A 24,323-nucleotide genomic window follows, 5' to 3' on the forward strand; every position below is an offset into this window, starting at 1 on the left:
TTTTTGAAAGACAAACATGTCCAAGCTGATCTCCAAATGGAACTACCCCACCACCGTCCGCTTCGGCGCCGGGCGCATCAAGGAATTGCCCGAGGTGCTCGCCGCCACCGGCATCAAGCGGCCGCTCTTCGTCACCGATCCGGGGCTGGCGAAACTGCCGGTCGTCGCTTCGACGCTGAAAATCCTCGATGACGTAAAAGTGCCCTATGGGGTCTTCTCCGAAGTGAAGCCGAACCCGGTCGATTCCAATCTCACCGCCGGCATCGCGGTGTTCAAAAAGGGCAAGCATGACGGCGTCATTGCCTTCGGCGGCGGCTCGGCGCTCGACCTCGGCAAACTGATCGCCTTCCAGGCGGGACAGACGCGGCCGGTCTGGGATTTCGAGGACATCGGCGACTGGTGGACGCGCGCCAACTCGGACGCGATCGCGCCGATCATCGCGGTGCCGACCACGGCCGGCACCGGCTCCGAAGTCGGCCGCGCCGGCGTCATCACCAATGAGGCGACCCATACCAAGAAGGTCATCTTCCATCCGAAGCTGCTGCCGGCGATCGTCATTGCCGATCCGGAACTGTCGGTCGGCATGCCGGGCTTCATCACCGCCGGCACCGGCATGGACGCGCTGGCCCATTGCCTCGAGGCTTATTGCGCGCCGGGCTATCACCCGATGGCCGACGGCATCGCCGTGGAAGGCATCAGGCTCGTCTTCGAGAACCTGCCGAAGGCCTATGCCAACGGCAGGGATCTGGTCGCCCGCGCCAACATGATGAGCGCCGCGGCGATGGGCGCGGCAGCCTTCCAGAAGGGGTTGGGTGCCATCCATTCGCTGTCGCATCCCATCGGAGCACTTTACGACACCCATCACGGCATGACCAATGCGGTGTTCATGCCCTATGTGCTCGCCTTCAACCGCGAGGCGATCGAGGACCGCATCGCGCGGCTCGCCGCCTATTGCGGCATAAGGGGCGGCTTCGACGGCTTCGCCAGGGCTGTCATCAGGCTTCGCAAGGAATTGAAGGTGCCGCATGCGCTGCCGGGCCTGATCAAGGGGCTCGACATGGACAAGAAGCGCAAGGGCTTGATCGCCGATATGGCGGTGGTCGATCCGACAGCCGGCGGCAACCCGGTCAAGCTGACCAAGAAAGCGGCGCTGACGCTGCTCGAAAATGCAATCGCCGGGACGGTGTGATACCGCTTTAAGGGTAAAATTGATCTGGAAAATCAGGGGCAACCAAGGGGAAAGGGTGAGGTGCAAGGCAAAAACTAATTAGCCGGAAAATTAAGTGATGGCTAATTGCTACAGTCGATTAAAAGGAGTTAACTTTCGTGCTGCCAGCGGTGGGGTTTCATAAAGCTTTCATCTGGCTGTCACACGAAAACGATACCGCATCGCAGGCGCCCAACGGCGTCAGTTCAACGGAGAGAACACATGTTCAAATTCACGGGGAAAGTGCTTTCCCTTTCGGCCGCGGCGCTGTTTGCGTCGACGGTGATTTCGTCCGCGGCTCCGCTGGACGATCTCGTCAAGGCCGCAAAGGCGGAAGGCCAGCTCACCACCATCGCTTTGCCGCATGACTGGTGCGGTTACGGCGACGTCATCGCCGGGTTCAAGGCGAAATATCCGGAAATCACCATCAACGAGCTCAACCCCGACGCCGGTTCGGGCGACGAGGTCGAGGCGATCAAGGCCAACAAGGACAATAAGGGCCCGCAGGCGCCCGACGTCATCGACGTCGGCCTGTCCTTCGGCCCGACCGCCAAGGCCGACGGCCTGCTGATGCCCTACAAGGTGTCGAGCTGGGACTCGATCCCCGACAGCGCCAAGGATGCCGACGGCGCCTGGTACGGCGACTATTACGGCGTTCTGGCGATGATGGTGAACAAGGATCTGGTCAAGGAATCGCCGAAGGACTGGGCCGATCTGCTGAAGCCGGAATTCGCCAATTCGGTGGCTCTCGCGGGTGATCCGCGCGCTTCGAACCAGGCCATCCAGGCGGTCTATGCCGCTGGCCTTTCGAGTGGAGCCGCGGCTGGCGAAGCCGCGGGCACCGCCGGCCTCGACTTCTTCAAGAAGCTCAATGCCGCCGGCAATTTCGTACCGGTCATCGGCAAGCCGGCGACACTCGCCCAGGGCCAGACCCCGATCCTGATCAACTGGGATTACAATGCGCTCGCCGGCCGTGACACGCTGAAAGGCAACCCGCCGGTCGACGTCGTCGTGCCGAAGACCGGCGTCGTCGCAGGCGTCTATGTGCAGGCGATCAGCGCCTATGCGCCGCATCCGAACGCAGCCAAGCTCTGGATGGAATATCTCTATTCCGACGAAGGCCAGATCGGCTGGCTCAAGGGCTATTGCCACCCGATCCGCTTCAACGATCTCGCCAAGAACGGCAAGATCCCGGCGGACGTGCTGGCCAAGCTGCCGCCGGCGGAAGCCTATGCTTCGGCGGTGTTCCCGACGCTGGACGAGCAGGGCAAGGCCAAGGAAGCCGTCACCAAGAACTGGGACTCCGTTGTCGGTGCCAACGTCAAGTAACAGTTGAAATCCACCGGGCGGCCTCGCGCCGCCCGGTTTTCCCCTCGAAGAGGGTAGCCGGCGCATGACCGATCTCTCGCTTTCCAATCACGATGCCGCGGGCAAGACCGCGCCGCCCGCGGAGGCACGCGCGTTGCGATTGCCGACGCAATGGCTCGGCGTCGCACCGTTCTTCATCTTCGCGATCATGTTCCTGATTTTGCCCACGCTCTATCTGATGCTGGGCGCGTTCCAGAATGATGCCGGCGAATTCACGCTGGAAAACATCGTGGCTCTGGCGCAGCCGTCGATCGTTGCCGCTTACTGGATATCGATCAAGGTAAGCCTGGCCTCGGCGCTGATCGGCGCTTTCGCGGGCCTGGCGATCGCCATCGCCATCGTGCGCGGCGGGCTGCCGGACTGGATACGCTCGGCGACCCTGACCTTTTCCGGCGTGGCCTCCAATTTCGCCGGCGTGCCGCTGGCCTTCGCCTTCCTGGCCACGCTCGGCCGGCTCGGTCTTGCCACGGTGATCCTGAACACCGTGTTCGGCCTCAACATCTACGCCCACGGCTTCAACATCCTGTCCTTCTGGGGCCTGACGCTGACCTATGTCTATTTCCAGATTCCGCTGATGGTGGTTATCATCACGCCGGCGATCGACGGTTTGAAGAAGGAATGGGGTGAAGCAGCCGCCACGCTTGGCGCGACCACCGCGCAATATTGGCGCATCGTGGTCATCCCGGTGATCTGGCCGAGCTTTCTCGGCACCGTGATCCTGCTTTTCGCCAACGCCTTCGGGGCGATCGCCACCGCCTATGCGCTGACCGGCTCGTCGCTCAACATCGTGCCGATCCTGCTCTACGCGCAAATCCGCGGCGACGTGCTGCACAATGCCCATCTCGGCTACGCGATCGCCTTCGGCATGATCGTCATCACCGGCCTGGCCAATGTCTTCTACATCTGGTTCCGGACCCGTTCCGAAAGGTGGCTGAAATGAAGTCGGGCAAATTCTGGGCCTGGGTGGTCTTCATCCTCGGCGCGGCCTATTTCTTCATCCCGCTGATCGCGACGGTGGAATTTTCGATGCGCATGCGGCGCGGCGCCTATTCCTTCGACGCCTACCGGATCGTGCTCGGCGACGCGCGTTTCCAGGCGACCTTCCTGTATTCGGTGGTCGCCGCCATCTTCACCATCATTCTGGGTGTGCTGATCGTGGTGCCGGCAGCCTATTGGATCCGATTGCGGCTGCCGCAGCTCAGGCCGGTCGTCGAGTTCATCACGCTTTTGCCGTTGGTCATCCCGGCCATCGTCATCGTTTTCGGCTATATCAGGATGTATGGCTCCAATTCACCCTTGCCGTTCCTCGGATCCGATATGGGAACCAACGCCTTGCTGGTCATCGGCTATGCGACCCTGGCGCTGCCCTATATGTATCGTGCCGTCGATACGGGGCTCAGAACCATCGATGTGCGGACGTTGACGGAAGCGGCCCAGATCCTCGGGGCCGGCTGGGGCACGATCATCACCCGCGTCATCCTTCCCAATGTGCTGATTGCGGTGTTGTCCGGCGCCTTCCTGACATTCGCCATCGTCATCGGCGAGTTCACGATGGCGAGCCTGCTGAACCGGCCGGCTTTCGGCCCGTACCTGCAGAATGTCGGGGCCAACCGCGCCTATGAGCCCGCGGCCCTTGCCATCATCGCCTTCGTCATCACCTGGGGCTGCATGTCGCTGATCCAGATCCTGTCGCGCTTCGCGCCGAAATCGGCTAATCGTCCGAATTGACCCGAAAGAAAAAGCCATGGCCGAGCCATTCCTCTCCATCCAGCATGTGCGAAAATCCTTCGGCGCCACCACCGTTGTCGAGGATTTCAATCTCGACGTCGAACCGGGCGAGTTCGTCTCTTTCCTCGGCCCGTCAGGCTGCGGCAAGACGACGGTGCTGCGCATGGTCGCCGGCTTCGAGGAGCCGTCGGCCGGCAAGATCGTCGTCGGCAGCAAGGACATCACCAGGCTGAAGCCGAACCAGCGCAATGTCGGCATGGTGTTCCAGGCCTATGCGCTGTTCCCGAACCTGACCGTGGCGCAGAACATCGGCTTCGGACTGAAAGTCGCCGGCTTGTCCAGGGCGGATATCGACGCCCGTGTCGCCGAAATGCTCGGCATCATCAAGCTGCCGCAGATGGCCGACCGCTATCCTTATCAGCTCTCGGGCGGCCAGCAGCAGCGCATCGCGCTGGCCCGCGCCATCGCGCCGAAGCCGAAGCTCCTGCTGCTCGACGAGCCGCTGTCGGCGCTTGATGCCAAGGTGCGCGTCTCGCTGCGCGAGGAAATCCGCTCGATCCAGAAGAAGCTCTGCATCACCACCATCTTCGTCACCCATGACCAGGAAGAGGCGCTGTCGATCTCCGACCGCATCGCGGTGATGTATGGCGGCAAGGCCGAGCAGGTCGGCACGCCCTTCGAGATCTACAACCGGCCGGCAACCAAGTTCGTCGCCAATTTCGTCGGTACGCTGAACGTGCTGGAAGGCACCGTCACCGACGCGGCGTTGGGCAAGGTTCGTGTCAACACCGAGGAAGTCTCGCTCAAGGGCAAGCTCAACGGTTCGAAGTCCGGCGATACGCTGTCATTGGCGCTGCGGCCGGAAGCCATTTCGCTCGGCCGCCAGCCCGGTCGCGATTCAAGCCTGTCCGGTGAGATCTCCGAAGTGCACTTTCTCGGCTCGGTGATCCGGGTCCGGGTCGGCATCGGCGGCAACACCGTCTCGCTCGACACGTTCAACAGTTCGACGACGCCACCGCCGGCCGTTGGCGAGAAGGCGGAGATTTCCTTCTCGTCGGGCGACCTGCTGGTGCTGCACTGACGCGGCCGGAGCGCCCTGCAGATGCGGTCATCGGTCCAGTTGCCGGACGATGCCCTCCTATTGGACAATCAACAGCATCCTGCCGCTTTGCCACTGCCAAGAGCTCCGCTTCGCCGCTACGATGAGCCATGGCGCTATTTGAGCTCACCCTTGTCCTCCTGCTGATCGCCGTTGCGCTGACGGCGCTGTCGCGGCGCCTGCAGGTTCCTTACCCCGCCTTGCTGGCGCTTGCGGGCGCCGGCCTTGGCTTCCTGCCCGGCGCGCCGACGATCGAGATCGATCCGGAACTGGCGCTTGCGCTGTTCATTGCGCCGGTGCTGCTCGACGCGGCCTACGACACATCGCTGCGCGATCTTAACCGCTACAGACTGCCGCTTGTGCTGCTGGCGCTTGGCGCGGTCGTTTTCACGACCGCCGTCGTAGCACTGGTCGGCTGGAAAATGGCCGGCCTGCCGATCGCCGCCGCCATAGCCCTCGGCGCCATCGTGGCGCCGCCGGACGCGGTTGCCGCGAGCGCCGTGCTCGGGCAGTTCAAGGTGCCGCACCACATCACGGCCATCCTTCAGGGCGAAAGCCTGCTCAATGACGCCACCGCGCTTTTGATCTACCGCATCGCGATCACTGCCGCCGCCGGTCCAGTTCTTTTGGGCAGTGCCGTTCCGATGGTCCTGCTGTCGACCATCGGCAGCCTGGCCGCGGGCTATCTGCTCGGCCGGCTGTCCCAGGCGATGCTTGGCCGTATCGAGGATGCGGCGAGCGGCACCGTCGTGCAGTTCGCCGGGACGTTCGGCGTCTGGATCCTGGCTGACAGGCTGGGGCTTTCGGCCATCATCACCATCGTGGTCTATGCCATGACCATCGCGCGCACCGCACCGCGGCGCATGTCGGCCAGAAAGCGCGTCAGCTCCTATTCCGTCTGGGAGACGGCGGTGTTCGTGCTCAACGTGCTGGCTTTCGTGCTGATGGGCCTGCAGGCGCGGCTGATCGTCGGTCGCCTGGCCGAGCAGGGACAGTCCGAGGCGTTCCTGTTTGCAGGGACTGTCCTGGCCGTCGTCATCGTTTCCCGCCTTGCCTGGGTGCTGGGCTGCGGCGCCGTGATCCGATGGCTTGCCCGCTTCGGCAACGCGGAGCAGCGGCAAGAGGTGCCGTCGTTTCGCGGCGGGGTGCTGATCGGCTGGTGCGGCATGCGCGGCCTGGTGACGCTCGCGGCTGCCTTCGCATTGCCGGCGGACTTTCCTGGCCGTGATCCCATCGTGCTCACCGCCTTTTGCGTGGTGCTGGGCACGCTTGTCCTGCAAGGCATGAGCCTGAAGCCGTTGCTGCGCCTGCTTCGTCTCGAACCGGACGAGACCATAGACCGCGAGGTCGCGCAGGCGCGTGTCGCCATCATGCAAGCGGCCCTCGACATATTGAGCGGCAAGACCTCGACCGCGGCGGCGGCGGTGCGCGAGCAGTATGCCGCCCAGCGCAAGATCGCCAAGAACCCCGACGATGCCCAGGCAGCAACCGAGTACGACCGGCTGCGGCTCTATGCCATCAAGCGCCAGCGCGACGCGCTGGAAGAACTTCGCCGCAACGGGACGATCGGTGACGAGGCCTATCACCGCCTGGAGGAAGAGATCGACTGGTCGGAGCTGGCGGCTTCCCCGGCGGGACGGTTCCAGCCGCTGACGACGTAGGCGAGGCGAGGGGATTTTGCGTCGTGGCCCAGCCGGGCCGCCGTGGCGGTCCATTGCAAGGTCTCCGCCGAAACGCTACTGCCGTCACCAAACTGAGCCGGATAAGCAATGAAGCTGGTCAGCTACAATATCCAATACGGGTTCGGCAGCGACGGCCTCTACGATCCGGCGCGCGCCGCGCGCATTGTTGCCGGCGCCGATATCATCGCCTTGCAGGAGGTCGAGCGGCACTGGCGGCGCAGCAATTTCGACGACCAGCCGGAGCTGCTTTCTCGCCTGCTGCCGGGCTATCATTGGGTCTACGGCCCGGCCTTCGACATGGATGCCAGCGAACAGCGTGACGGCCGCATCATCAACCGGCGCCGGCAGTTCGGCACCATGGTGCTGTCGAAGCTGCCGATCGTCTGGTCGCGGCTGCATGCGCTGCCGATGCGCCGCACACTGCGACCGCTCAACACCCGCAACGCGGCGCTCGAATGCATGATCCGCACGCCGGCGGGTCCGGTGCGGGTGCTTTCATTGCATCTCGCCCATATCGCTGCTGAAGAACGGCTGGAGCAGATCGACTATCTGCTTGCCGAGCATCGCCGGGCGCCCTCCGACGGCGGGCCGTGGAGCGGCGCCGACGACGAGCCGGCGCGCAACTGGAGCAATGGCGAGCCCGAGCCGGAGAACCCGCTGGCGGCGATCTGGATGGGCGATTTCAACATGGAGCCGGGCAGCGCCGAATACCGCCGCATCGTCGGCAGCACGCCCTATCATCGCGGTGCTGCCTATCTGGATGGGTTCGTCGATGCCGCTGCCGTGGCGATTGAACCGGCGGATGACTTCCACACGCACGAGAAGATCATCGACGGCAGGCTGGCAAAGCGCCGGCTCGATCATTGCTTCGTCGGAGGCCTGTTTGCCGGGCGGGTGCGCTCGGTCAGCTCGGACATTGGCGAAGTGGCATCCGATCATTTTCCCGTCAGGATCGATATCGATCTCGAAACGCCCGCCGGCCCCGGAGGCGGATGAGCCCCAAATGACGTTTTTCGTCTTCTTCGCGGTGCTTGCCGCAGCCGCCATGCACGCGATCTGGAATGCGCTGGTCAAGGTCCATCTCGACCGCTTCCTGTCGATCACCCTGATGACGCTTGGCATGGGATTTGCCGCGCTTTTCGCACTTCCCTTCGTCGAGGTGCCGAGGGCGGAGGTCTGGCTCTATATCATTGCCTCCGTCGTCTTCCACATGGGCTACCGGACCTTCCTGATCGGCGCTTACCAGGCCGGCGACTTCGCCCAGACCTATCCTCTGGCGCGCGGCACCGCGCCCTTGCTGGCGGCGCTTGGCGGTATGTTCGTGGTCGCCGAAGTGCCGGCGCCGCTCGCCATTCTGGGTATCCTTTTGCTGTCGGCCGGCACGCTGGTGATGTCGTTTCGCGGCGGCGCGCATCTGGAACGACTGAACCTGCGCGCGGTCGGCTTTGCGCTGGGGACCTCGATCTTCATCGCCAGCTACACGCTGTCCGACGGCAGCGGGGCGCGGCTGGCGGCCACGGCGCAGAGCTATGCCGCCTGGCTGTTCGTGTGCGATGCGCTTGGAGCGCTGGTGCTGTGCCTGATCTTCCGTGGACCGCGGGCCTTGCCGGTGCTGGCGCGGGACTGGAAAGCGGGGCTGTTCACCGGCGTGCTGAGCGGCGCTGCCTACTGGATCGTCATGTGGGCGATGACCAAGGCGCCGATCGCCTCGGTGGCGTCGCTGCGCGAGACCTCCATCCTGTTTGCCATGGTGATCTCGGTGTTCGCGCTCGGCGAGAAGATGACGGGCTGGCGCGGCGCCGCCGCGCTCAGCATCGTCGCCGGCGTCGTGGCGCTCAGACTCGGCTGACGTCGTGGTCCAGCACGGTCATCACCTGGCCGCGCCGTTCCGGACTGAAGCGGATGACGATGATGATGCAGACGGCGACCACGCCTGCGAACAGCGCCAGCGCGTAGCCGTAGCTGCCTCCGGGAGCCTCAGCTATGCCCGCCTGATAGGGACCGCCATAGGAGGCCGCAAGATTGCCGGCCTGGTAGATGAAGCCGGGCAGGGTCGCGCGCACCGCGCCGGGCGAGAGTTCGTTGAGGTGCACCGGAATGACGCCCCAGGCGCCCTGGACCGCGACCTGCATGACGAAGGCGCCGATGGCCAGCATGAAGGGCGTCGAACTGTAGGCCCATAGCGGGATGGACGGCAAGGCGATCAGACAGGCGAGCGTGATCGCGTTGACGCGGCCGATCTTCTCGGACAGCGCGCCGAACGCCAGGCCGCCGACGATGGCGCCGATGTTGGCGACGATGGTGATCCAGCTCACCGTGTGCGGATCGAAGCCATGCTGCTTCTTCAGGAATGTCGGGTAGAGATCCTGCGTGCCGTGGCTGAAGAAGTTGAAGAACATCATCAACACCACCGCATAGAGGGCGACGCCCCAGTGCTTTTGCAGCGTCTCCAGCAAGCCGGGCCTCGCGGTCTTCCGCGCCTCGACGAAGGCCGGCGATTCCGGAACATGCGAGCGGATGAAAAGGACGATCAGGGCCGGGATGAAACTGAGCAGGAACATGGCGCGCCAGCCGATCGTGTAGCCGCCGATCGTCTGGTGATAGAGCAGGCCATAGACGACCGCCGCCAGGAGGTAGCCGGCCGGATAACCGCATTGCAGGATGCCCGAGACCATGCCGCGGGCGCTGGGCGGGATGGATTCCATGGCAAGCGAGGAGCCAAGTCCCCATTCGCCGCCCATGGCGATGCCGAACAGGGCGCGCAGCGCCAGGAATATGCCGAGATTGGGCGAGAAGGCGGCCAAAGCGCCGATCACGGAATAACTGATGATGTTGAGCATCAGGATGGGCTTGCGCCCGAATTTGTCTGCCAACCTGCCGAAGAAGAACGCACCAATGAAGCGCGTCGCAAGCGTCAGGAAGAGCGCCTTTGACACCGCCGGGACGTCGCTCTGGAATTCAGACGCTATATCGGTGAGCAGGAATGTCAGAAGGAAGAAATCGAAAGCGTCGAGCGTCCAGCCCAGGAATGAGGCAAGGACGGTTTTCTTCTGCTGCGAATTGAGCTTCACGGCGTTCCTCCTGATGTCGAGGAACGTTATCGCGTCCAGGCGAACAACCGTCAGTCACTTTTCGGAGAACCGGGTCACGTTTGCGTAGGGGGGGCACCGCGTCCACGGCCGCATTCCGGATCATGCACGGACAAACAAAAAGCCCGCCGGCCGAAGCCGACGGGCCTAAGTTTCATCAGCCCAGCAGGTGGTTTCAACTGATGCGAAGCACCTGAAGCCGAGTCGAGACATCGGCGGCAATGCGGTCAGCAACCTTCCGTCGTCGTTTTCATCTGGCCAGGGGCCGCGGACTTGGCGCTGGTATCCTGCTGACCGGGAGCTGCCTCCTTGGCGCTGCCTGCCTGTTGGCCCGGTGCGCAATCCTTCGCGGAGTTGGTCGACTTGGTCGTGGTCGAGTCCGTGTTCTGATCCGTCGGCATCGTTGTCGTCGTGGAGGAGGATCCGCTCGACGTCGTATTGGTCGATTGCGCCAGGGCAAGGCCGCCGGAAAGAATCACTATGGTGGAAGCGAGAAGAAGTCGTTTCATCATTCATCTCCTGGTGAGTATCCCTTCGGCCGCATAACAAGGGAGTCGGCGAACGGTTCCGTGGAGTTTCTGGCGCCGTCGCCGTGGCATCGACGTGCCGGTTGTGGTGCGTCGATGACGATACACGACCCGGCCCGGAACAAAGAAAAGCGCCGTTAGTTTCACCCGCAGGGCACTCAAACAGAAGGACGAGCATGATGAAAATGGCTATAGTAATCGCGCTTGCGGTGTCGTTTTCTGCGGGCTCTGCAATCGCGGCATGTCCGGACAAGTCGGCTGCCAACACGGGCGCCGACACCCAACAGACCGCCGGTATTTCGAAAGATGGCACCCACGCGCCCTTGGAAACTCCGAAGGCCAAGGATAGTGCCGGCAAACCGGCCGCCAAGGATGGCAGCACAATGCCGTTGGCTGGGGCGGAAGGCGGCGGTGACAAGAATCTCGCAACATCGCAGCAGGATATTGAGGCGCAGCAGCATGGCGACAAGACCGCGGCGGCAAAGGCCGACGACAGCTGCAATGACTGACGACGGAACAGGGCCGGAGCGGTTGTCGGCTCCGGCCTTTTCATCAAGTCTACAGAAGGTCGCGTATCGCGCTCGATCCAGACGTTACAGCGCAACGGTGGCGCACGCCTAGCGTGGCGACCTTCATGCCGCCCCGGCCGGATATTTCAATTCCCCGGACATAGGCGGAAAGCTCCCCACCTCAGTCGTAGACGGTCGTTTGCTTTCCATGGCTTATCGACAGGGTGGATCGGTGTAAGCGACCGGTGGGCCGCCTTGCTGACACAGAAGCGGGCCCGCCTCGAAGCCATTGCCGTGGAGCGAGGCGGGCTGCGGAATCTCGGAGTTGCCGTCCCGAAGCTTCCGGCTTTCAAACTTCGCAATCGGCACGTTTGTTCCGCGTCAAAGACAACACCCATGAACAAGCCCCCGGCCGAAGCCAGCGGCTTGGTTCTGGATGTCGCTTTGTGGGCCCGCACCACTGGCGCGGCGATGCGGGCCCGACCACCGTTCGGAACGTCGGCCGGCAGCGTGTGGGAACGCTGCCGCCACCGAAATCAGCCACCGAATATCAGATTCCGCTTATATGACAAAAAGCCTTACCCAGCGAGACGACCGCCTCCAGCAAGTTCGAAGAACCGGCCGGCCGGAGCCAGCGGGCCTTCGACGGACCGCGAGTGTTTGCCTTCAGCAGGCAGAGCTATGCCTTGGACGAGGCGGCCGCAGAGTTCCGCGTCGTTCGATGGCCGAAGGGAAAAAGGAAGCCAAACGAAGAGCACTCCTCCGCGGCCAGGGCTATGATCATCTCATCGATTCTCTCAGCCGTTTCTCTGCTCACTTGGTCATCCCCATGAAGGCACTGACGCGCGCGCTTCAGGTGTCGTCGTGCGGCCTCGAAATCGCTGCCCATCCGTTCCTCCCGTTCAGAGAGACTCCAGATTCGAACAGTTCACTCCTTTAAGAAAGTCACCCGAAAGAGCGATTCGGTCGGCAATTGGAGGTAGATGCCCAAAAACGCAGAAAGCCCGCCCCGGCGCGAGCCGAGACGGAGCTATTGAGTCGACGGAGGGCGGAGGGAAGCATGCCGCCTGACCTCTCACGGCGCTGGTTGTCCCGTTCGGCTTTTTCTTGACCCCCGCAATATCGGGCGCAACACACAGGCTGTCACGGATCGGCCGCACCGGAATACTGAAGGGCACTATTCAGGAGCTCAGTGGGCGTTTTGTGCCGTTTCCGTGCAATCGGCACAAGAAGCTAAGTCTTTGAAAGGATGGTGGGCGTGACAGGGATTGAACCTGTGACCCCTGCAATGTCAATGCAGTGCTCTCCCGCTGAGCTACACGCCCATCCGAAGCCGCGCATACACCATTTTTGATCCGGCGCGTCAATAGCAGGAAAAAGGAAAGAAGGCTCCGTTTTGCCGCACCGGCCGATAGTCGCCGATGCCTTGGGCAAAAACGGCTCAGGCCGCCTGCAGCATCTTCTCGACCTCGTTGACGAGGTCGCGCAGATGGAACGGCTTCGACAGCACCTTGGCGTCTTTCGGCGCCTTGGAATCCGGGTTCAGCGCAACGGCGGCGAAACCGGTGATGAACATGACCTTGAGGTCGGGATCGATCTCGGTGGCGCGGCGGGCCAGCTCGATGCCGTCCATCTCCGGCATGACGATATCGGTCAAAAGCAGCGAGAACGGTTCCTCGCGCAGCCGCTCATAGGCACTGGCGCCGTTGTCGAAATCGCTGACCTGGTAACCGGCGCGCTCCAGCGCCTTGACGAGGAAGCGACGCATATCGTCGTCGTCTTCCGCCAGAAGAATGCGTGCCATGATATCCCGTCCGAATCACCCGCCCGGATTCTGCCGAAAGGCAGGGCCGTTAACCATCCTGTATATGAGGAGGCGAGGGTAAACATCAAGTGAACGAGGCGCGGCATAATCCGCATTCGCAAAGGCGGTGTCGGCGCCGAAATGCTGGACATGCGGCCCTCAAGGTGGCACTTTCATCCTATGATGCATTGGTGTTTTCGGGTTCGTTCAAATTGAAGACGGCAGCCGAGGATTTTTCGGTCGTTCCCCCCTTCGAAATCCGGTCGGGCGCCGAGCAGCGCGTCCCCTTCCTCTTCAACTCACCCCACAGCGGGCGCCACTATCCGGAGCGCTTCCTCGCCATGGCGAGGCTGGACCGCAACGCCATTCGCCGGTCCGAGGACTGCTATGTCGACGAGCTGTTCGGCGGCGCGGTGACGCTTGGCGCGCCGATGCTCGTGGCAAATTTCCCGCGTGCCTATCTCGACGTCAACCGCGAGCCGTGGGAACTCGATCCGCGCATGTTCGCCGAGCCGGTGCCGTCCTTCTGCAACATCCGTTCCGCGCGCGTGGCCGGCGGGCTCGGCACCGTTCCGAAGCTGGTCGGCGAAGGCCTCGACATCTATTCCGGTCGCCTGCCGCTGGCCGAAGCGGTTGCCCGCATAGAGGCCGTCTACAAACCCTATCATGAGACGCTGAAACGGCTGTTGACGCGAACCCACGCGCGTTTCGGCTTTGCGGTGCTGATCGACTGTCACTCGATGCCGGCGAGCATCCGCGTCGGCGACAGCGGCCTGCGGCCCGATTTCATCATCGGCGACCGCTTCGGCATCTCAGCCACCGCGGCATTGACCGAGACCGCGATCGGCCTGCTCAACGCCATGGGCTATACCGTCGCCCACAACAAGCCCTATGCCGGCGGCTTCATCACCGAACACTACGGCCGCCCGGCGCGCCATCTCCATGCGCTGCAGATCGAGGTCAATCGCGGGCTCTATATGAATGAGCGGACATTCGAGAAAGCGGCGGGCTTCGACGCACTGGCCGACGACCTGGCGCGATTTTCGGCCGACCTGATGGCCATGCCCGACCACCATTTCATGGATCTGCCGCTGGCCGCGGAGTGAACAGAGCCTGTTTCATTATTTGGCGCCATCCCCCAGCCGCCGCATAATCTCGGGCGACATGGATCGGATTGGTGGGATTGAAATTGGCGGCGAAAAAAAGACCGCATCGTTCGCACGATACGGTCGAAGTCTAGGGAGGAAACGCCCAAGGAGGGCATGGACAGGAAACCCTGTCCGAGATCAAGGGTATGGTGCGCTGCACAAATGTCAAGCGACCTACCGGCCTTTTTAATTCAGAGTGATGTGGAAATTGCGTTTCGGTGGCGCTGGCGTGTTATTCCGGCAACAGGTCGGCGCGGCGAAAAATCCTCGAACACCCTTGTCTTGGCGCGGAACTGGCGGCACACGTGGGCTCGGGCATGCTGCAATGCGGGAGAATCAGTTGGACATCAGCATCGATTTCATGCGCCGTATCGCGCAGGCGGCGGCAGCGGAAACCTTGCCGCGCTTCCGCAGCCAGGGTGCGGTCGCCAACAAGGAAAAGGGCAGCTTCGATCCGGTCACCGAAGCCGATCGCGAAGCCGAGCGTGCCATCCGGGCGCTGATATCGGCGCAATATCCGGACCATGGCATTCTCGGCGAGGAACATGGAAGCGAGAATATTTCCAGCAGGCATGTCTGGGTAATCGATCCGATCGACGGCACGCGCGCCTTCATCTCCGGCCTGCCGGTGTGGGGGACGCTGGTCGGATTGACGGTGGAGGGCGATGCCGTTGCCGGATTGATGTCGCAGCCCTTCACCGGCGAGCTCTTCTACGCCAACGCCTCCGGCTCCCATTATGAGGGGCCGGGCGGGCCGCGCAAACTGGTCACACGCAAGACGACGAGCCTTGCTGAGGCAACGCTGTTCACCACGACGCCGGCGCTGTTCAAGGGCGAGGCGCGGCTGCGCTACGACCAGTTCGAGAGGCAGGTGCAACTCGCTCGCTATGGCACCGACTGCTACGCCTTCGCCATGGTTGCCGCGGGAAGCGTCGACATCGTCGCCGATCCCGGACTGAAGCCCTATGACATCGTGGCGCTGATCCCCATCATCGAGAAGGCGGGCGGCGTGGTCACCACCTTCGACGGCGGGCCGGCCGAGAATGGCGGCGACATATTGGCGGCGGCGACGCCCGAGCTTCATGCGGCAGCGATGGCGGCCCTGCGCGGCTGAGCATCCGGTGCTCAAGGACCACTTTGTCCGATTAGTGCAAAGGCTCTAGGCGTCTGAGAGACGCAGGCCCCATAGAATGAACGCGAAAGCGATGAGGCCGGTCGGCGCGGACGAATAGGCGATGCTTTTGATCGCGTATTCCTGAAAGGCGCTTCCATGGGCGGCTCCTGCCGCCAGCGGCATCGTCTCGTTGCCGGCCCCCCAGAGGCTGGCCATCACATAGGCGGCCAGGATGGCCAAGGCTGAATAGATCAGGAGCCAGAAGGCAATCCGCGACATCGCGACGCCGAGATTGAGCCTGGACCAGACGAGACCCAAAGCCAGCAGCAGGACGCCCTGCAAGGCGCTGAGCGTGTGAACCGACAGCCCGAGCCGCGGTGCGGCGAGGTATGGGATGGCGAACCCTTCAAATGACGAAAACAGCAGGAGGGCGATGCCGAGCTGCAGCAGGCGATGGCCCTGGCGTGGCAGCGTGTCCGATGCGTTCATGACCGCTCCTCCCGATCCCGTCGACTGACCTCTGCGGACGGTAACTAGCGCCCGGCGCCTGAACGGGAACCAGGCGTCGAGCTGCCTCCGGCCGAACGGCCGAATTGAGAAGCACGAGTAGCCGTTAAAACTGCCGAGGCGTCGGCGCGATCATCGTCCGACATTGATCGTGCAAGACGCGGGCGTGCCGGGAACGGGCGTTGTCAGCGGATAGCGGGGCGACCAACCGGATCATGGAGTTTCCCCCGCCAGGCACGAGCCGGCGCCGGCTCGGCAATGCGCGCCATCAGGCCGTCGGGTCGTCGCTGCCGGGAATGAAGGCGTCGAAGGCGGCGAGGAATTGCTCGCGGTAGATGTCGGCCTCCTGCAGGATCTCGTGACGCGCGCCGTCGATCATGAGCAGCGAGCCGAGGCGCAGACGCCTGGCATAGGCTTCCACGGCCTTGGTCGAGACGACCTGATCGGCACCAGCGGCGATGACCAGCAGGGGGACCCGGATGCGGGCCATGAATTCGGGATCGCTTACCACTTCCGCGGCTTCGGCAGCCGCTCTCAGCCAGCGGATCGTCGGGCCGCCAAGCGCCAGTTGCGGGTGATCCTCGTAGATCCTGGTGTTGCGCCGGTAGCGTTCCGGATCCGTCGTCACCTTGTTGGTGTCGAAGGGAGCGGTCACCTTCGGCCGCGGCCCCCAGGCGGCGTAGAGCCGGCCAAGGCCCAGGGCACAAAACAGCGAACAGACGCGGCGGACCGTCCGGATCGAGACCGGCAGGTCGGGCAAGGTGAAGAACGGCGCGATCAGCACCATGCGCCGCACGCGGTTGACCATGGACGGCGAAGCAAGCAGCGTGATCACGGCGCCGGCCGAATGGGCAAGGATGTAGTACGGCCCGCGGCAGTCCGGCAGCACGATCTCCTCGAAGAACTGTTCAAGGTCGGCAGTGTAGTCGCGAAAGGACCTGATATAGCCGCGCTGGCGATCGCGGATCAGCCGGTCGGAGCCGCCTTGGCCGCGCCAGTCCAGCGTGGCGACGCCGAAACCGCGCGCGGCAAGATCGCGGATGGTTTCGAAATATTTCTCGATGCACTCGTTGCGACCGGACAGCAGCACCACGGTGCCCTTCATCGGGCGGGCGACCGCGGCGAACAGGCCATAGCGTATCTTCTTGCCGTCGCGTGCGGTGAAAAAGCCGCCGGTGGCATTTTCCGGTCGCGGGTTGCCCTCAGTTTCATGAAAAAGGGGAGTTTCGTGAAAAAGGAGATCCGTCATTCGGCGCTTCGTGCTCGGCGTCTCGCATGCCTGCCTGTCGTGGCCGGCCTCGCCAAGGTTGATAGCCGTCCAGGGGCCAAAAGCAAAGGAATTCCGGGAGGCATCGGATCGGCAGCAGGGAAGGCCGGAAGCCGCTATGCGCGCGCTTCCGGCCCCTGTCGATCCGGGAGGAAGGGACGTTGCACCCGGTTCGGCCTCGTCGCGGCGCCCGGTCCATGCAAATCCGGCGCCGCTTGTCCTTGATGTCGAGAGCAGTCTAGCGGCGGCTGTCTGAACGCGCGCAAAAGCACCGGTTCATCTGCCGTTCATCCTCGATTTTTTGCCGGGAGCCAAAATCTTGAAATGGCTTTGCCCGCTCCCCAAATGTGGATTGCGACCGCCAATGTCGGGGTCGCTGGTCAAACCGGAACGCCGCTCACGGGTTTCGCACCGGCCAAACGCAAACCTTGTTGCTCAACAGGAGAACACACCATGCGTCACGTTGATTTTTCCCCGCTCTATCGCTCGACCGTCGGCTTCGACCGTCTCTTCACCATGCTTGATTCGCTTGCGCAGCCTGATGGCGCGCAGACCTATCCGCCCTACAATATCGAGCGCACCGGTGAGGATGCCTACCGCATCTCGATGGCTGTCGCCGGCTTCTCGGACGAGGAGATCTCGATCGAGGCCCACCGCAATGTGCTGACCGTGAAAGGCGAGCGCAAGGATGAGGGCACCGGCGAGGGTTCCGAACTGCTCTATCGCGGCATTGCCTCCAGGGCTTTCGAGCGCCGCTTCCAGCTTGCCGACCACGTCGAAGTCGTGGGCGCCACGCTGAAGAACGGCCTGCTCTTCGTCGACCTGAAGCGCAACATCCCCGAGGAACTGAAGCCGCGCAAGATCGCGATCACTTCGGCTCCGGCCAAGGCCAAGCAGATCGAGGCCAAGACCGCTGCGTAATTCCTAAGTCTCCTCCCGAGACGGGAAGCGGCGCCGAAAGGCGCCGCTTCTTTTTTATTTGCCGGGAATAGCAATTATCCTGCGATCAACTGGCCAAAGCGGTCGACTTCCTCTGACGTCGTCGCAAAACTGGTGACGAAGCGATAGAGCAATTCGTCCTCGCCGATATGGCCTTCGAAGCCATGCGGCTTGTGCCAGTCGAAGAAAACAGCACCCGCCGCCTGAAGCCTGTCCGCTTCGGCTTTTTTCATCACCGCGAAAACCTCGTTCGCTTGCGGCAGCCAGGCCAGTTTCGCCGTCTGGGAATCCTCGATCGCCGCGGCAAGGCGGGCAGCCATGGCATTGGCATGCCTGGCGGTGTCGAGCCACAGGCCGTCGCGGAAATAGGCCTCGAACTGTGCCGCGATAAAGCGCGATTTGGAAAACAGCTGGGCAGCGCGCTTGCGCAGGAAGGCCAATTCCCGGGCACGGTCGAGATCGAACAACACGATCGCCTCCGCGCACCAGCAGCCGTTCTTGGTGCCGCCGAAAGACAGGATGTCGACGCCACTTTTCCAGGTCATTTCGGCGGGCGTGGTGTCGAGCGCGACCAGTGCATTGGCAAAGCGGGCGCCGTCCATATGCAATGGCACGGAATGTTGCCGGGCGATGGCCGAGATCGCGGCGATGTCATGCAGGCCGTAGACCGTGCCGACCTCCGTCGACTGGGTAATCGAGACCGCCATAGGCCGGCCCCAATGGACCACCTCGCCGGCAAAACGGCCGATCGCCGTTTCCAGATTGTGCGGATCGATCCGGCCCAGCGCGCCGTCGACGGCATGCAGCCGCGAGCCGCCGGAGAAATATTCCGGTGCGCCGCACTCATCTTCGATGACATGCGATTCGCGATGAGCGAAGGAAATGCCGCCGGGCTTGTTGTAGGCGGTCAGCGCCAGCGAATTGGCGGCGGTGCCGGTGGCCACGAAGAACACCGCAACCTCGCGTTCGAAGATTTCGCTGAAGCGCTGGGAGACGGCCTGGTCGAGCGCGCCATCGCCATAGGCGGTGGAAAAGCCGCCGGCGTGTGCCGAGAGGCCGGAGGCGATGTTGGGGTGGGCGCCTGCCCAATTGTCGGAAGCGAAGAACATGCATCTGCCTGTGCTGGGAAAATCGCTGCAACCTTGACCGGTTTCATGGCTGGCTCGCAAGGGCCAGACGCCAGAAAACGGGTAAAGCCAGCGAGCTGCCGAAAACCGGCAGGGACCGAAGCTTGCGTTTGACGGGCACCTCACGAAACTTTGTGTCGCGGAACGCCGAAGTTTTTTGTGAATCGGTCTTGTATGCGCCCGGCTTTTCTGCCATAAAAATTTAGGACAGTAGTGCTGTCTTATTTTGTCGCGCAAAACAGGCTGGATTGGCGTATTCTAAGCCTCTCCGGCTTTTCCCGCGAGCGACAGGTGGACGGCCGTGCTCTGGCCTGTACGATACCGGATGCGAACCGCGCGGTGAGCCGCATGGTTCGGCAAGGATTTCGCAAGACGTGCCGTAAGGATGAAGGGAAGCAATGCGCTTCCCGAGGCAAACCAGCGCCCGCAAGGAAGCGGAATGGAGGACAGGACGATGACGGAATTGACGCACGCTGCGACGAACGGCAAGGCCGCGCAGACGAAAGCGGCAGCCGTCAAAGCCCTGGCCAATAACCGCCGCACCGGTTTGACCGCCCAAGGCCTTTATGATCCGCGCAACGAGCACGATGCCTGCGGTGTGGGCTTCATCGTCAACATGAAGGGCGCGAAGTCGCACACGATCGTCGAGGACGGGCTTTCCATGCTCGAAAACCTGACGCATCGCGGCGCCGTCGGCGCCGATCCGCTGATGGGCGACGGCGCGGGCGTGCTGGTGCAGATACCCGACGGCTTCTTCCGCGAGGAGATGGCCGCGCAGGGCGTCGAGCTGCCGCCGGCGGGGCAGTATGGCGTCGGCCATTGGTTCATGCCGCAGGATGCTGCGCTGCGCGCCCATGTCGAGGACATCATTGCCGAATCGGCGCAGTCCGAGGGGCTGCCGCTGCTCGGCTTCCGTGACGTGCCGGTCGACAATTCGTCGCTCTCCAAGGCCCCGGACATCGTGGCATCCGAGCCGTTCCACCGGCAGGTCTTCATCGGCCGCACGGCTGACATTCCCGACGACGAGGAGTACGAGGCCAGGCTCTATCTGCTGCGCAAGGTCATATCGGGTCGCATCTACGCCGAGAACGACAACAAGGACATCGGCGCCTACTGCGTGTCGCTGTCGGCGCGCACCATCGTCTATAAGGGCATGTTCCTGGCCTATCAGGTCGGAGCCTATTACAAGGATCTCAACGATCCGCGCTTCGAAACGGCGCTGATCCTCGTCCACCAGCGCTTCTCCACCAACACCTTCCCGTCGTGGAAGCTGGCGCATCCCTATCGCATGGTCGCGCACAATGGCGAGATCAACACCGTGCGCGGCAACAACAACTGGATGGCGGCGCGCCAGGCGTCGGTCGATTCGGAGCTGTTCGGCAACAACATCTCCAAGCTCTGGCCGATATCCTATGAGGGTCAGTCCGACACCGCATGTTTCGACAATGCGCTCGAGTTCCTGTTCCAGGGCGGGTACAGCCTCAGCCACGCCATGATGATGCTGATCCCGGAGGCCTGGGCGGGCAACAAGCTCATGGACGCCGACCGCAAGGCTTTCTACGAATACCATGCGGCGCTGATGGAGCCGTGGGACGGGCCGGCCGCTGTCGCCTTCACCGACGGACGCCAGATCGGCGCCACGCTCGACCGCAACGGCTTGCGCCCGGCACGCTACATCGTTACCGACGACGACCGGGTCATCATGGCCTCCGAGGCCGGCGCGCTGCCGGTGCCGGAGGAAAGGATCGTCCAGAAGTGGCGGCTGCAGCCCGGCCGCATGCTTTTGATCGATCTTGCCAAGGGCCGCATCGTTTCCGACGAGGAGATCAAGTCGGAGATCGCCACCAGGCATCCCTACAAGACCTGGCTCGCCAACACGCAGCTCATCCTGGAGGACCTGAAGCCGGTCGAGCCGCGCGCGCTGCGCAAGGATGTCAGCCTGCTCGACCGCCAGCAGGCGTTCGGCTACACCCAGGAAGACACCAAGCTCCTGATGTCGCCGATGGCCACCACAGGCCAGGAAGCCGTCGGTTCGATGGGCACCGACACGCCGATCTCGGCGATGTCGGACAGATCGAAGCTGCTCTACACCTATTTCAAGCAGAACTTCGCCCAGGTCACCAACCCGCCGATCGACCCGATCCGCGAGGAGCTGGTGATGAGCCTGGTGTCCTTCATCGGGCCGCGGCCCAACATTTTCGACCTGGTCGGCAGTTCGCGCCGCAAGCGGCTGGAAGTGCGCCAGCCGATCCTGACCAATGGCGATCTCGAAAAGATCCGCTCCATCGGCCACACCGAGGATCGGTTCGACACCAAGACGATCGACATCACCTATGCCTCGATCGAGGGCGCTGCCGGCATGCAGGGCGCCATCGATCGCCTCTGCGAGCGGGCGGAAGCGGCGGTCGCCGGCGGCTACAACATCATCATCCTGTCCGACCGCCAGCTCGGGCCGGACCGCATCGCCATTCCAGCACTTCTGGCCACGGCCGCGGTGCATCATCATCTGATCCGCAAGGGGCTGCGCACCTCGGTCGGGCTCGTGGTGGAATCCGGCGAACCGCGCGAAGTGCATCATTTCTGCTGCCTCGCCGGCTACGGCGCCGAAGCGATCAATCCCTATCTCGCCTTCGACACGCTGCTCGACATGCACAAGCGCGGCGAACTGCCTGAAGAGGTCGACGCCTACGAAGTCGTGTCGCGCTACATCAAGTCGATCGGCAAGGGCATCCTCAAGGTGATGTCGAAGATGGGCATCTCGACCTACCAGTCCTATTGCGGCGCGCAGATCTTCGACGCCATCGGGCTGAAGTCGGATTTCGTGGAGAAGTATTTCACCGGCACCGCCACGCTGATCGAAGGCGTCGGGCTGGACGAGATCGCCGAGGAGACGTTCAGGCGCCATACGGATGGCTTCGGCAACGATCCGGTGCTGCGCAACAGCCTGGATGTCGGCGGCGAATATCTGTTCCGCATGCGCGGCGAGGCGCATATGTGGTCGCCCGACGCCGTCGCCACCTTGCAGCATGCCGTGCGTCAGGGTTCCTGGGACACCTTCAAGGAGTATTCGGCGCAGATCGACAGCGAGACAGCGCGCGCGCAGACCATTCGCGGCCTGTTCAAGATCAAGCTGGCGGAAGACACCGGCCGCAAGAAGGTCGCGCTCGACGACGTCATGCCCGCGGCCGAGATCGTCAAGCGTTTCTCGACCGGCGCGATGTCGTTCGGCTCGATCTCCAGGGAAGCGCATACGACGCTGGCGCGCGCCATGAACGCCATCGGCGGCAAGTCGAACACCGGCGAGGGCGGCGAAGAGGCGGACCGCTATCTGCCGCTGCCCGGCGGCGGCAAGAACCCCGAACGTTCGGCGATCAAGCAGATCGCTTCCGGGCGGTTCGGCGTGACGGCCGAATATCTCGTCAACTCCGACGTCATGCAGATCAAGGTGGCGCAAGGCGCCAAGCCCGGCGAGGGCGGCCAGTTGCCCGGCCACAAGGTCGACGCCACCATCGCCAAGGTCCGTCACTCGACGCCCGGCGTCGGCCTGATCTCGCCGCCGCCGCATCACGACATCTATTCGATCGAGGATCTGGCGCAGCTGATCTACGATCTGAAGAACGTGAACCCGGCGGCCGACATTTCGGTCAAGTTGGTGTCGGAAGTCGGCGTCGGCACGGTCGCGGCCGGCGTCGCCAAGGCGCGCGCCGACCACATCACCATCTCGGGTTACGATGGCGGCACAGGTGCCTCGCCGCTGACATCGCTCAAGCATGCCGGCAGCCCGTGGGAGATGGGCCTTGCCGAGACGCACCAGACGCTGGTGCTCAACGGTCTCAGGTCGCGCGTGGCGCTGCAGGTCGATGGCGGATTGCGCACGGGCCGCGACGTCATCATCGGCGCGCTGCTCGGCGCCGACGAGTTCGGCTTCTCGACCGCACCGCTGATCGCGGCCGGCTGCATCATGATGCGCAAGTGCCATCTCAACACCTGCCCGGTCGGCGTGGCGACGCAGGATCCGGTGCTGCGCAAGCGCTTCAAGGGCACGCCCGAGCACGTCATCAACTTCTTCTTCTATGTCGCTGAAGAGGTGCGCGGGCTGCTTGCCGAAATGGGCTTCACCCATATCGACCAGATCATCGGCGACGCCGATCTCCTGGAAAAGCGCGACGTGATCCAGCATTGGAAGGCGCGCGGGCTCGACTTCTCGAAGATGTTCTACAAGCCCGATGCGCCCCATGAGGCGGTGCACTGGACCGAGCGGCAGAAGCACCCGATCGACGACGTGCTCGACCGCAAGCTGATCGAGCTGGCCAAGCCGGCGCTGGAGGCCAAGCAACCGGTCAAGATCGAGGTCGACATCCGCAATGTCGACCGCTCGGCGGGCGCCATGCTGTCGGGCGAGGTGGCCAAGCGCTTCAAGCACAAGGGCCTGCGCGAGGATACGATCCAGGTGAAGCTGACCGGCACCGCCGGCCAGTCCTTCGGCGCCTTCCTGGCGCGCGGCATCTCCTTCGAGCTGGTCGGCGCCGGCAACGACTACGTCGGCAAGGGCCTGTCGGGCGGCCGCATCGTCATCCGGCCGCCGGATGAAGCCAAGATCGTCGCGGCCGAGTCCATCATTGTCGGCAACACGGTGCTCTATGGCGCTACCGAAGGCGAGGCCTATTTCGCCGGTGTCGCGGGCGAGCGTTTCGCGGTGCGCAACTCGGGCGTCGTCACCGTCGTCGAGGGCGTCGGCGACCATGGCTGCGAATACATGACCGGTGGCATCGTCGTCGTCATCGGCAAGACCGGCCGCAACTTCGCCGCCGGCATGTCGGGCGGCGTCGCCTATGTGCTGGACGAGGCGGGCGATTTCGCCGAGCGCTGCAACATGGCCATGGTCGAGCTGGAGCCGGTGCCGGAAGAGGACGACCTGATGGAAAAGCTGCTGCACCATGGCGGCGACCTCGATCACAAGGGCCGCGTCGACGTCTCGGGTGACATGACCAGCCATGACGAGGAGCGGCTCTACCAGCTGATCTCGAACCACGTGCACTATACGGGCTCGGTGCGCGGCCGCGAGATCCTCGACAATTGGGCGGCGTTCCGGCCGAAATTCCGTAAGATCATGCCGGTCGAATACCGCCGCGCGCTGATCGAGATGGAACGCATGCGCATGAGCGTGGCGGCCGAATAGATCTTCGCAAAGGCCGGGAAGCCCAGGCT

At 63.3% G+C, this 24,323-nt stretch carries 19 protein-coding genes and 1 tRNA gene; 13 read left to right on the top strand and 7 right to left on the bottom strand.

Annotation, left to right across the window (positions count from 1 at the left end):
- Nucleotides 1-16 precede the first annotated feature (16 nt).
- The 8 genes from FJ964_RS06240 (at nucleotide 17) to FJ964_RS06275 (ending at nucleotide 8,933) form a co-directional block, all read left to right on the top strand.
- The gene (locus FJ964_RS06240; protein ID WP_140549582.1) at nucleotides 17-1,189 is read left to right on the top strand and encodes an iron-containing alcohol dehydrogenase; all 1,173 of its coding nucleotides are present in this window, start codon (nucleotides 17-19) and stop codon (nucleotides 1,187-1,189) included.
- A gap of 240 nt (nucleotides 1,190-1,429) precedes the next feature.
- Nucleotides 1,430-2,536, top strand: coding sequence for an ABC transporter substrate-binding protein (locus FJ964_RS06245; protein WP_140549583.1), 1,107 nt, complete (start codon nucleotides 1,430-1,432; stop codon nucleotides 2,534-2,536).
- A 64-nt stretch (nucleotides 2,537-2,600) separates the two neighbouring features.
- Nucleotides 2,601-3,515, top strand: a complete 915-nt coding sequence (locus tag FJ964_RS06250) for an ABC transporter permease subunit (RefSeq protein WP_140496302.1) — start codon at nucleotides 2,601-2,603, stop codon at nucleotides 3,513-3,515.
- Nucleotides 3,512-4,303 carry an ABC transporter permease gene (locus FJ964_RS06255; protein WP_140549584.1) on the top strand — a complete coding sequence of 264 codons (792 nt, stop codon included), beginning with the start codon at nucleotides 3,512-3,514 and terminating at the stop codon, nucleotides 4,301-4,303. The genes FJ964_RS06250 and FJ964_RS06255 overlap by 4 nt, the downstream gene beginning before the upstream one ends.
- Before the next feature lie 16 nt (nucleotides 4,304-4,319).
- A complete protein-coding gene (locus tag FJ964_RS06260; protein ID WP_140549585.1) occupies nucleotides 4,320-5,384 on the top strand; it encodes an ABC transporter ATP-binding protein in 1,065 nt (354 codons plus the stop codon).
- Nucleotides 5,385-5,512: 128 nt separating this feature from the next.
- Complete coding sequence (locus FJ964_RS06265) at nucleotides 5,513-7,063, top strand: sodium:proton antiporter (protein WP_140549586.1); 1,551 nt, start codon at nucleotides 5,513-5,515, stop codon at nucleotides 7,061-7,063.
- 108 nt (nucleotides 7,064-7,171) lie between these two features.
- A complete protein-coding gene (locus FJ964_RS06270) occupies nucleotides 7,172-8,080 on the top strand; it encodes an endonuclease/exonuclease/phosphatase family protein (RefSeq protein ID WP_140549587.1) in 909 nt (302 codons plus the stop codon).
- Nucleotides 8,081-8,087: 7 nt separating this feature from the next.
- Nucleotides 8,088-8,933 (top strand): EamA family transporter, encoded by an 846-nt coding sequence (locus tag FJ964_RS06275; protein ID WP_140549588.1) that lies wholly within the window; start codon nucleotides 8,088-8,090, stop codon nucleotides 8,931-8,933.
- Here FJ964_RS06275 and FJ964_RS06280 read toward each other — a convergent pair.
- Nucleotides 8,920-10,155, bottom strand: coding sequence for an MFS transporter (locus tag FJ964_RS06280; protein ID WP_140549589.1), 1,236 nt, complete (start codon nucleotides 10,153-10,155; stop codon nucleotides 8,920-8,922). The two genes, FJ964_RS06275 and FJ964_RS06280, sit on opposite strands and share 14 nt — an antisense overlap.
- Before the next feature lie 245 nt (nucleotides 10,156-10,400).
- Entirely contained in the window at nucleotides 10,401-10,682 is a 282-nt protein-coding gene (locus FJ964_RS06285) for a hypothetical protein (RefSeq protein ID WP_140549590.1), read from the bottom strand.
- A 194-nt stretch (nucleotides 10,683-10,876) separates the two neighbouring features.
- Between FJ964_RS06285 and FJ964_RS06290 the strand changes: the two genes are divergently transcribed.
- The gene (locus FJ964_RS06290; protein ID WP_140549591.1) at nucleotides 10,877-11,209 is read left to right on the top strand and encodes a hypothetical protein; all 333 of its coding nucleotides are present in this window, start codon (nucleotides 10,877-10,879) and stop codon (nucleotides 11,207-11,209) included.
- Between the two features lie 1,250 nt (nucleotides 11,210-12,459).
- On the opposite strand, the gene FJ964_RS06300 is transcribed toward FJ964_RS06290, so the two are convergent.
- Both FJ964_RS06300 and FJ964_RS06305 read right to left on the bottom strand, forming a co-directional pair.
- Nucleotides 12,460-12,534, bottom strand: a tRNA-Val gene (locus FJ964_RS06300).
- 116 nt (nucleotides 12,535-12,650) lie between these two features.
- Nucleotides 12,651-13,013 carry a response regulator gene (locus FJ964_RS06305; protein WP_006199474.1) on the bottom strand — a complete coding sequence of 121 codons (363 nt, stop codon included), beginning with the start codon at nucleotides 13,011-13,013 and terminating at the stop codon, nucleotides 12,651-12,653.
- 164 nt (nucleotides 13,014-13,177) lie between these two features.
- On the opposite strand from FJ964_RS06305, the gene FJ964_RS06310 reads away from it, so the two are divergent.
- Both FJ964_RS06310 and hisN read left to right on the top strand, forming a co-directional pair.
- Complete coding sequence (locus FJ964_RS06310; RefSeq protein ID WP_140549593.1) at nucleotides 13,178-14,119, top strand: N-formylglutamate amidohydrolase; 942 nt, start codon at nucleotides 13,178-13,180, stop codon at nucleotides 14,117-14,119.
- Nucleotides 14,120-14,501: 382 nt separating this feature from the next.
- Nucleotides 14,502-15,275 carry a histidinol-phosphatase gene (gene hisN, locus FJ964_RS06315; RefSeq protein WP_140513691.1) on the top strand — a complete coding sequence of 258 codons (774 nt, stop codon included), beginning with the start codon at nucleotides 14,502-14,504 and terminating at the stop codon, nucleotides 15,273-15,275.
- Nucleotides 15,276-15,320: 45 nt separating this feature from the next.
- Here the strand turns inward: hisN and FJ964_RS06320 are convergent, their stop codons facing one another.
- Both FJ964_RS06320 and FJ964_RS06325 read right to left on the bottom strand, forming a co-directional pair.
- Nucleotides 15,321-15,764: a hypothetical protein gene (locus FJ964_RS06320; protein ID WP_140549594.1), complete on the bottom strand. Its 444-nt coding sequence runs from the start codon at nucleotides 15,762-15,764 to the stop codon at nucleotides 15,321-15,323.
- A gap of 286 nt (nucleotides 15,765-16,050) precedes the next feature.
- Nucleotides 16,051-17,031 carry an alpha/beta hydrolase gene (locus FJ964_RS06325; RefSeq protein WP_140549595.1) on the bottom strand — a complete coding sequence of 327 codons (981 nt, stop codon included), beginning with the start codon at nucleotides 17,029-17,031 and terminating at the stop codon, nucleotides 16,051-16,053.
- Between the two features lie 471 nt (nucleotides 17,032-17,502).
- On the opposite strand from FJ964_RS06325, the gene FJ964_RS06330 reads away from it, so the two are divergent.
- On the top strand, nucleotides 17,503-17,970 hold the full coding sequence (locus FJ964_RS06330) for an Hsp20 family protein (RefSeq protein WP_140496288.1): 468 nt from the start codon (nucleotides 17,503-17,505) through the stop codon (nucleotides 17,968-17,970).
- A 74-nt stretch (nucleotides 17,971-18,044) separates the two neighbouring features.
- Here FJ964_RS06330 and FJ964_RS06335 read toward each other — a convergent pair whose 3' ends face one another.
- Nucleotides 18,045-19,097 carry a low specificity L-threonine aldolase gene (locus tag FJ964_RS06335; RefSeq protein ID WP_140549596.1) on the bottom strand — a complete coding sequence of 351 codons (1,053 nt, stop codon included), beginning with the start codon at nucleotides 19,095-19,097 and terminating at the stop codon, nucleotides 18,045-18,047.
- 472 nt (nucleotides 19,098-19,569) lie between these two features.
- On the opposite strand from FJ964_RS06335, the gene gltB reads away from it, so the two are divergent.
- The gene (gene gltB / locus FJ964_RS06340) at nucleotides 19,570-24,294 is read left to right on the top strand and encodes a glutamate synthase large subunit (RefSeq protein WP_140549597.1); all 4,725 of its coding nucleotides are present in this window, start codon (nucleotides 19,570-19,572) and stop codon (nucleotides 24,292-24,294) included.
- Nucleotides 24,295-24,323 lie beyond the last annotated feature (29 nt).

This window comes from Mesorhizobium sp. B2-3-2, assembly GCF_006442295.1.
Classification (GTDB): Bacteria; Pseudomonadota; Alphaproteobacteria; order Rhizobiales; family Rhizobiaceae; genus Mesorhizobium.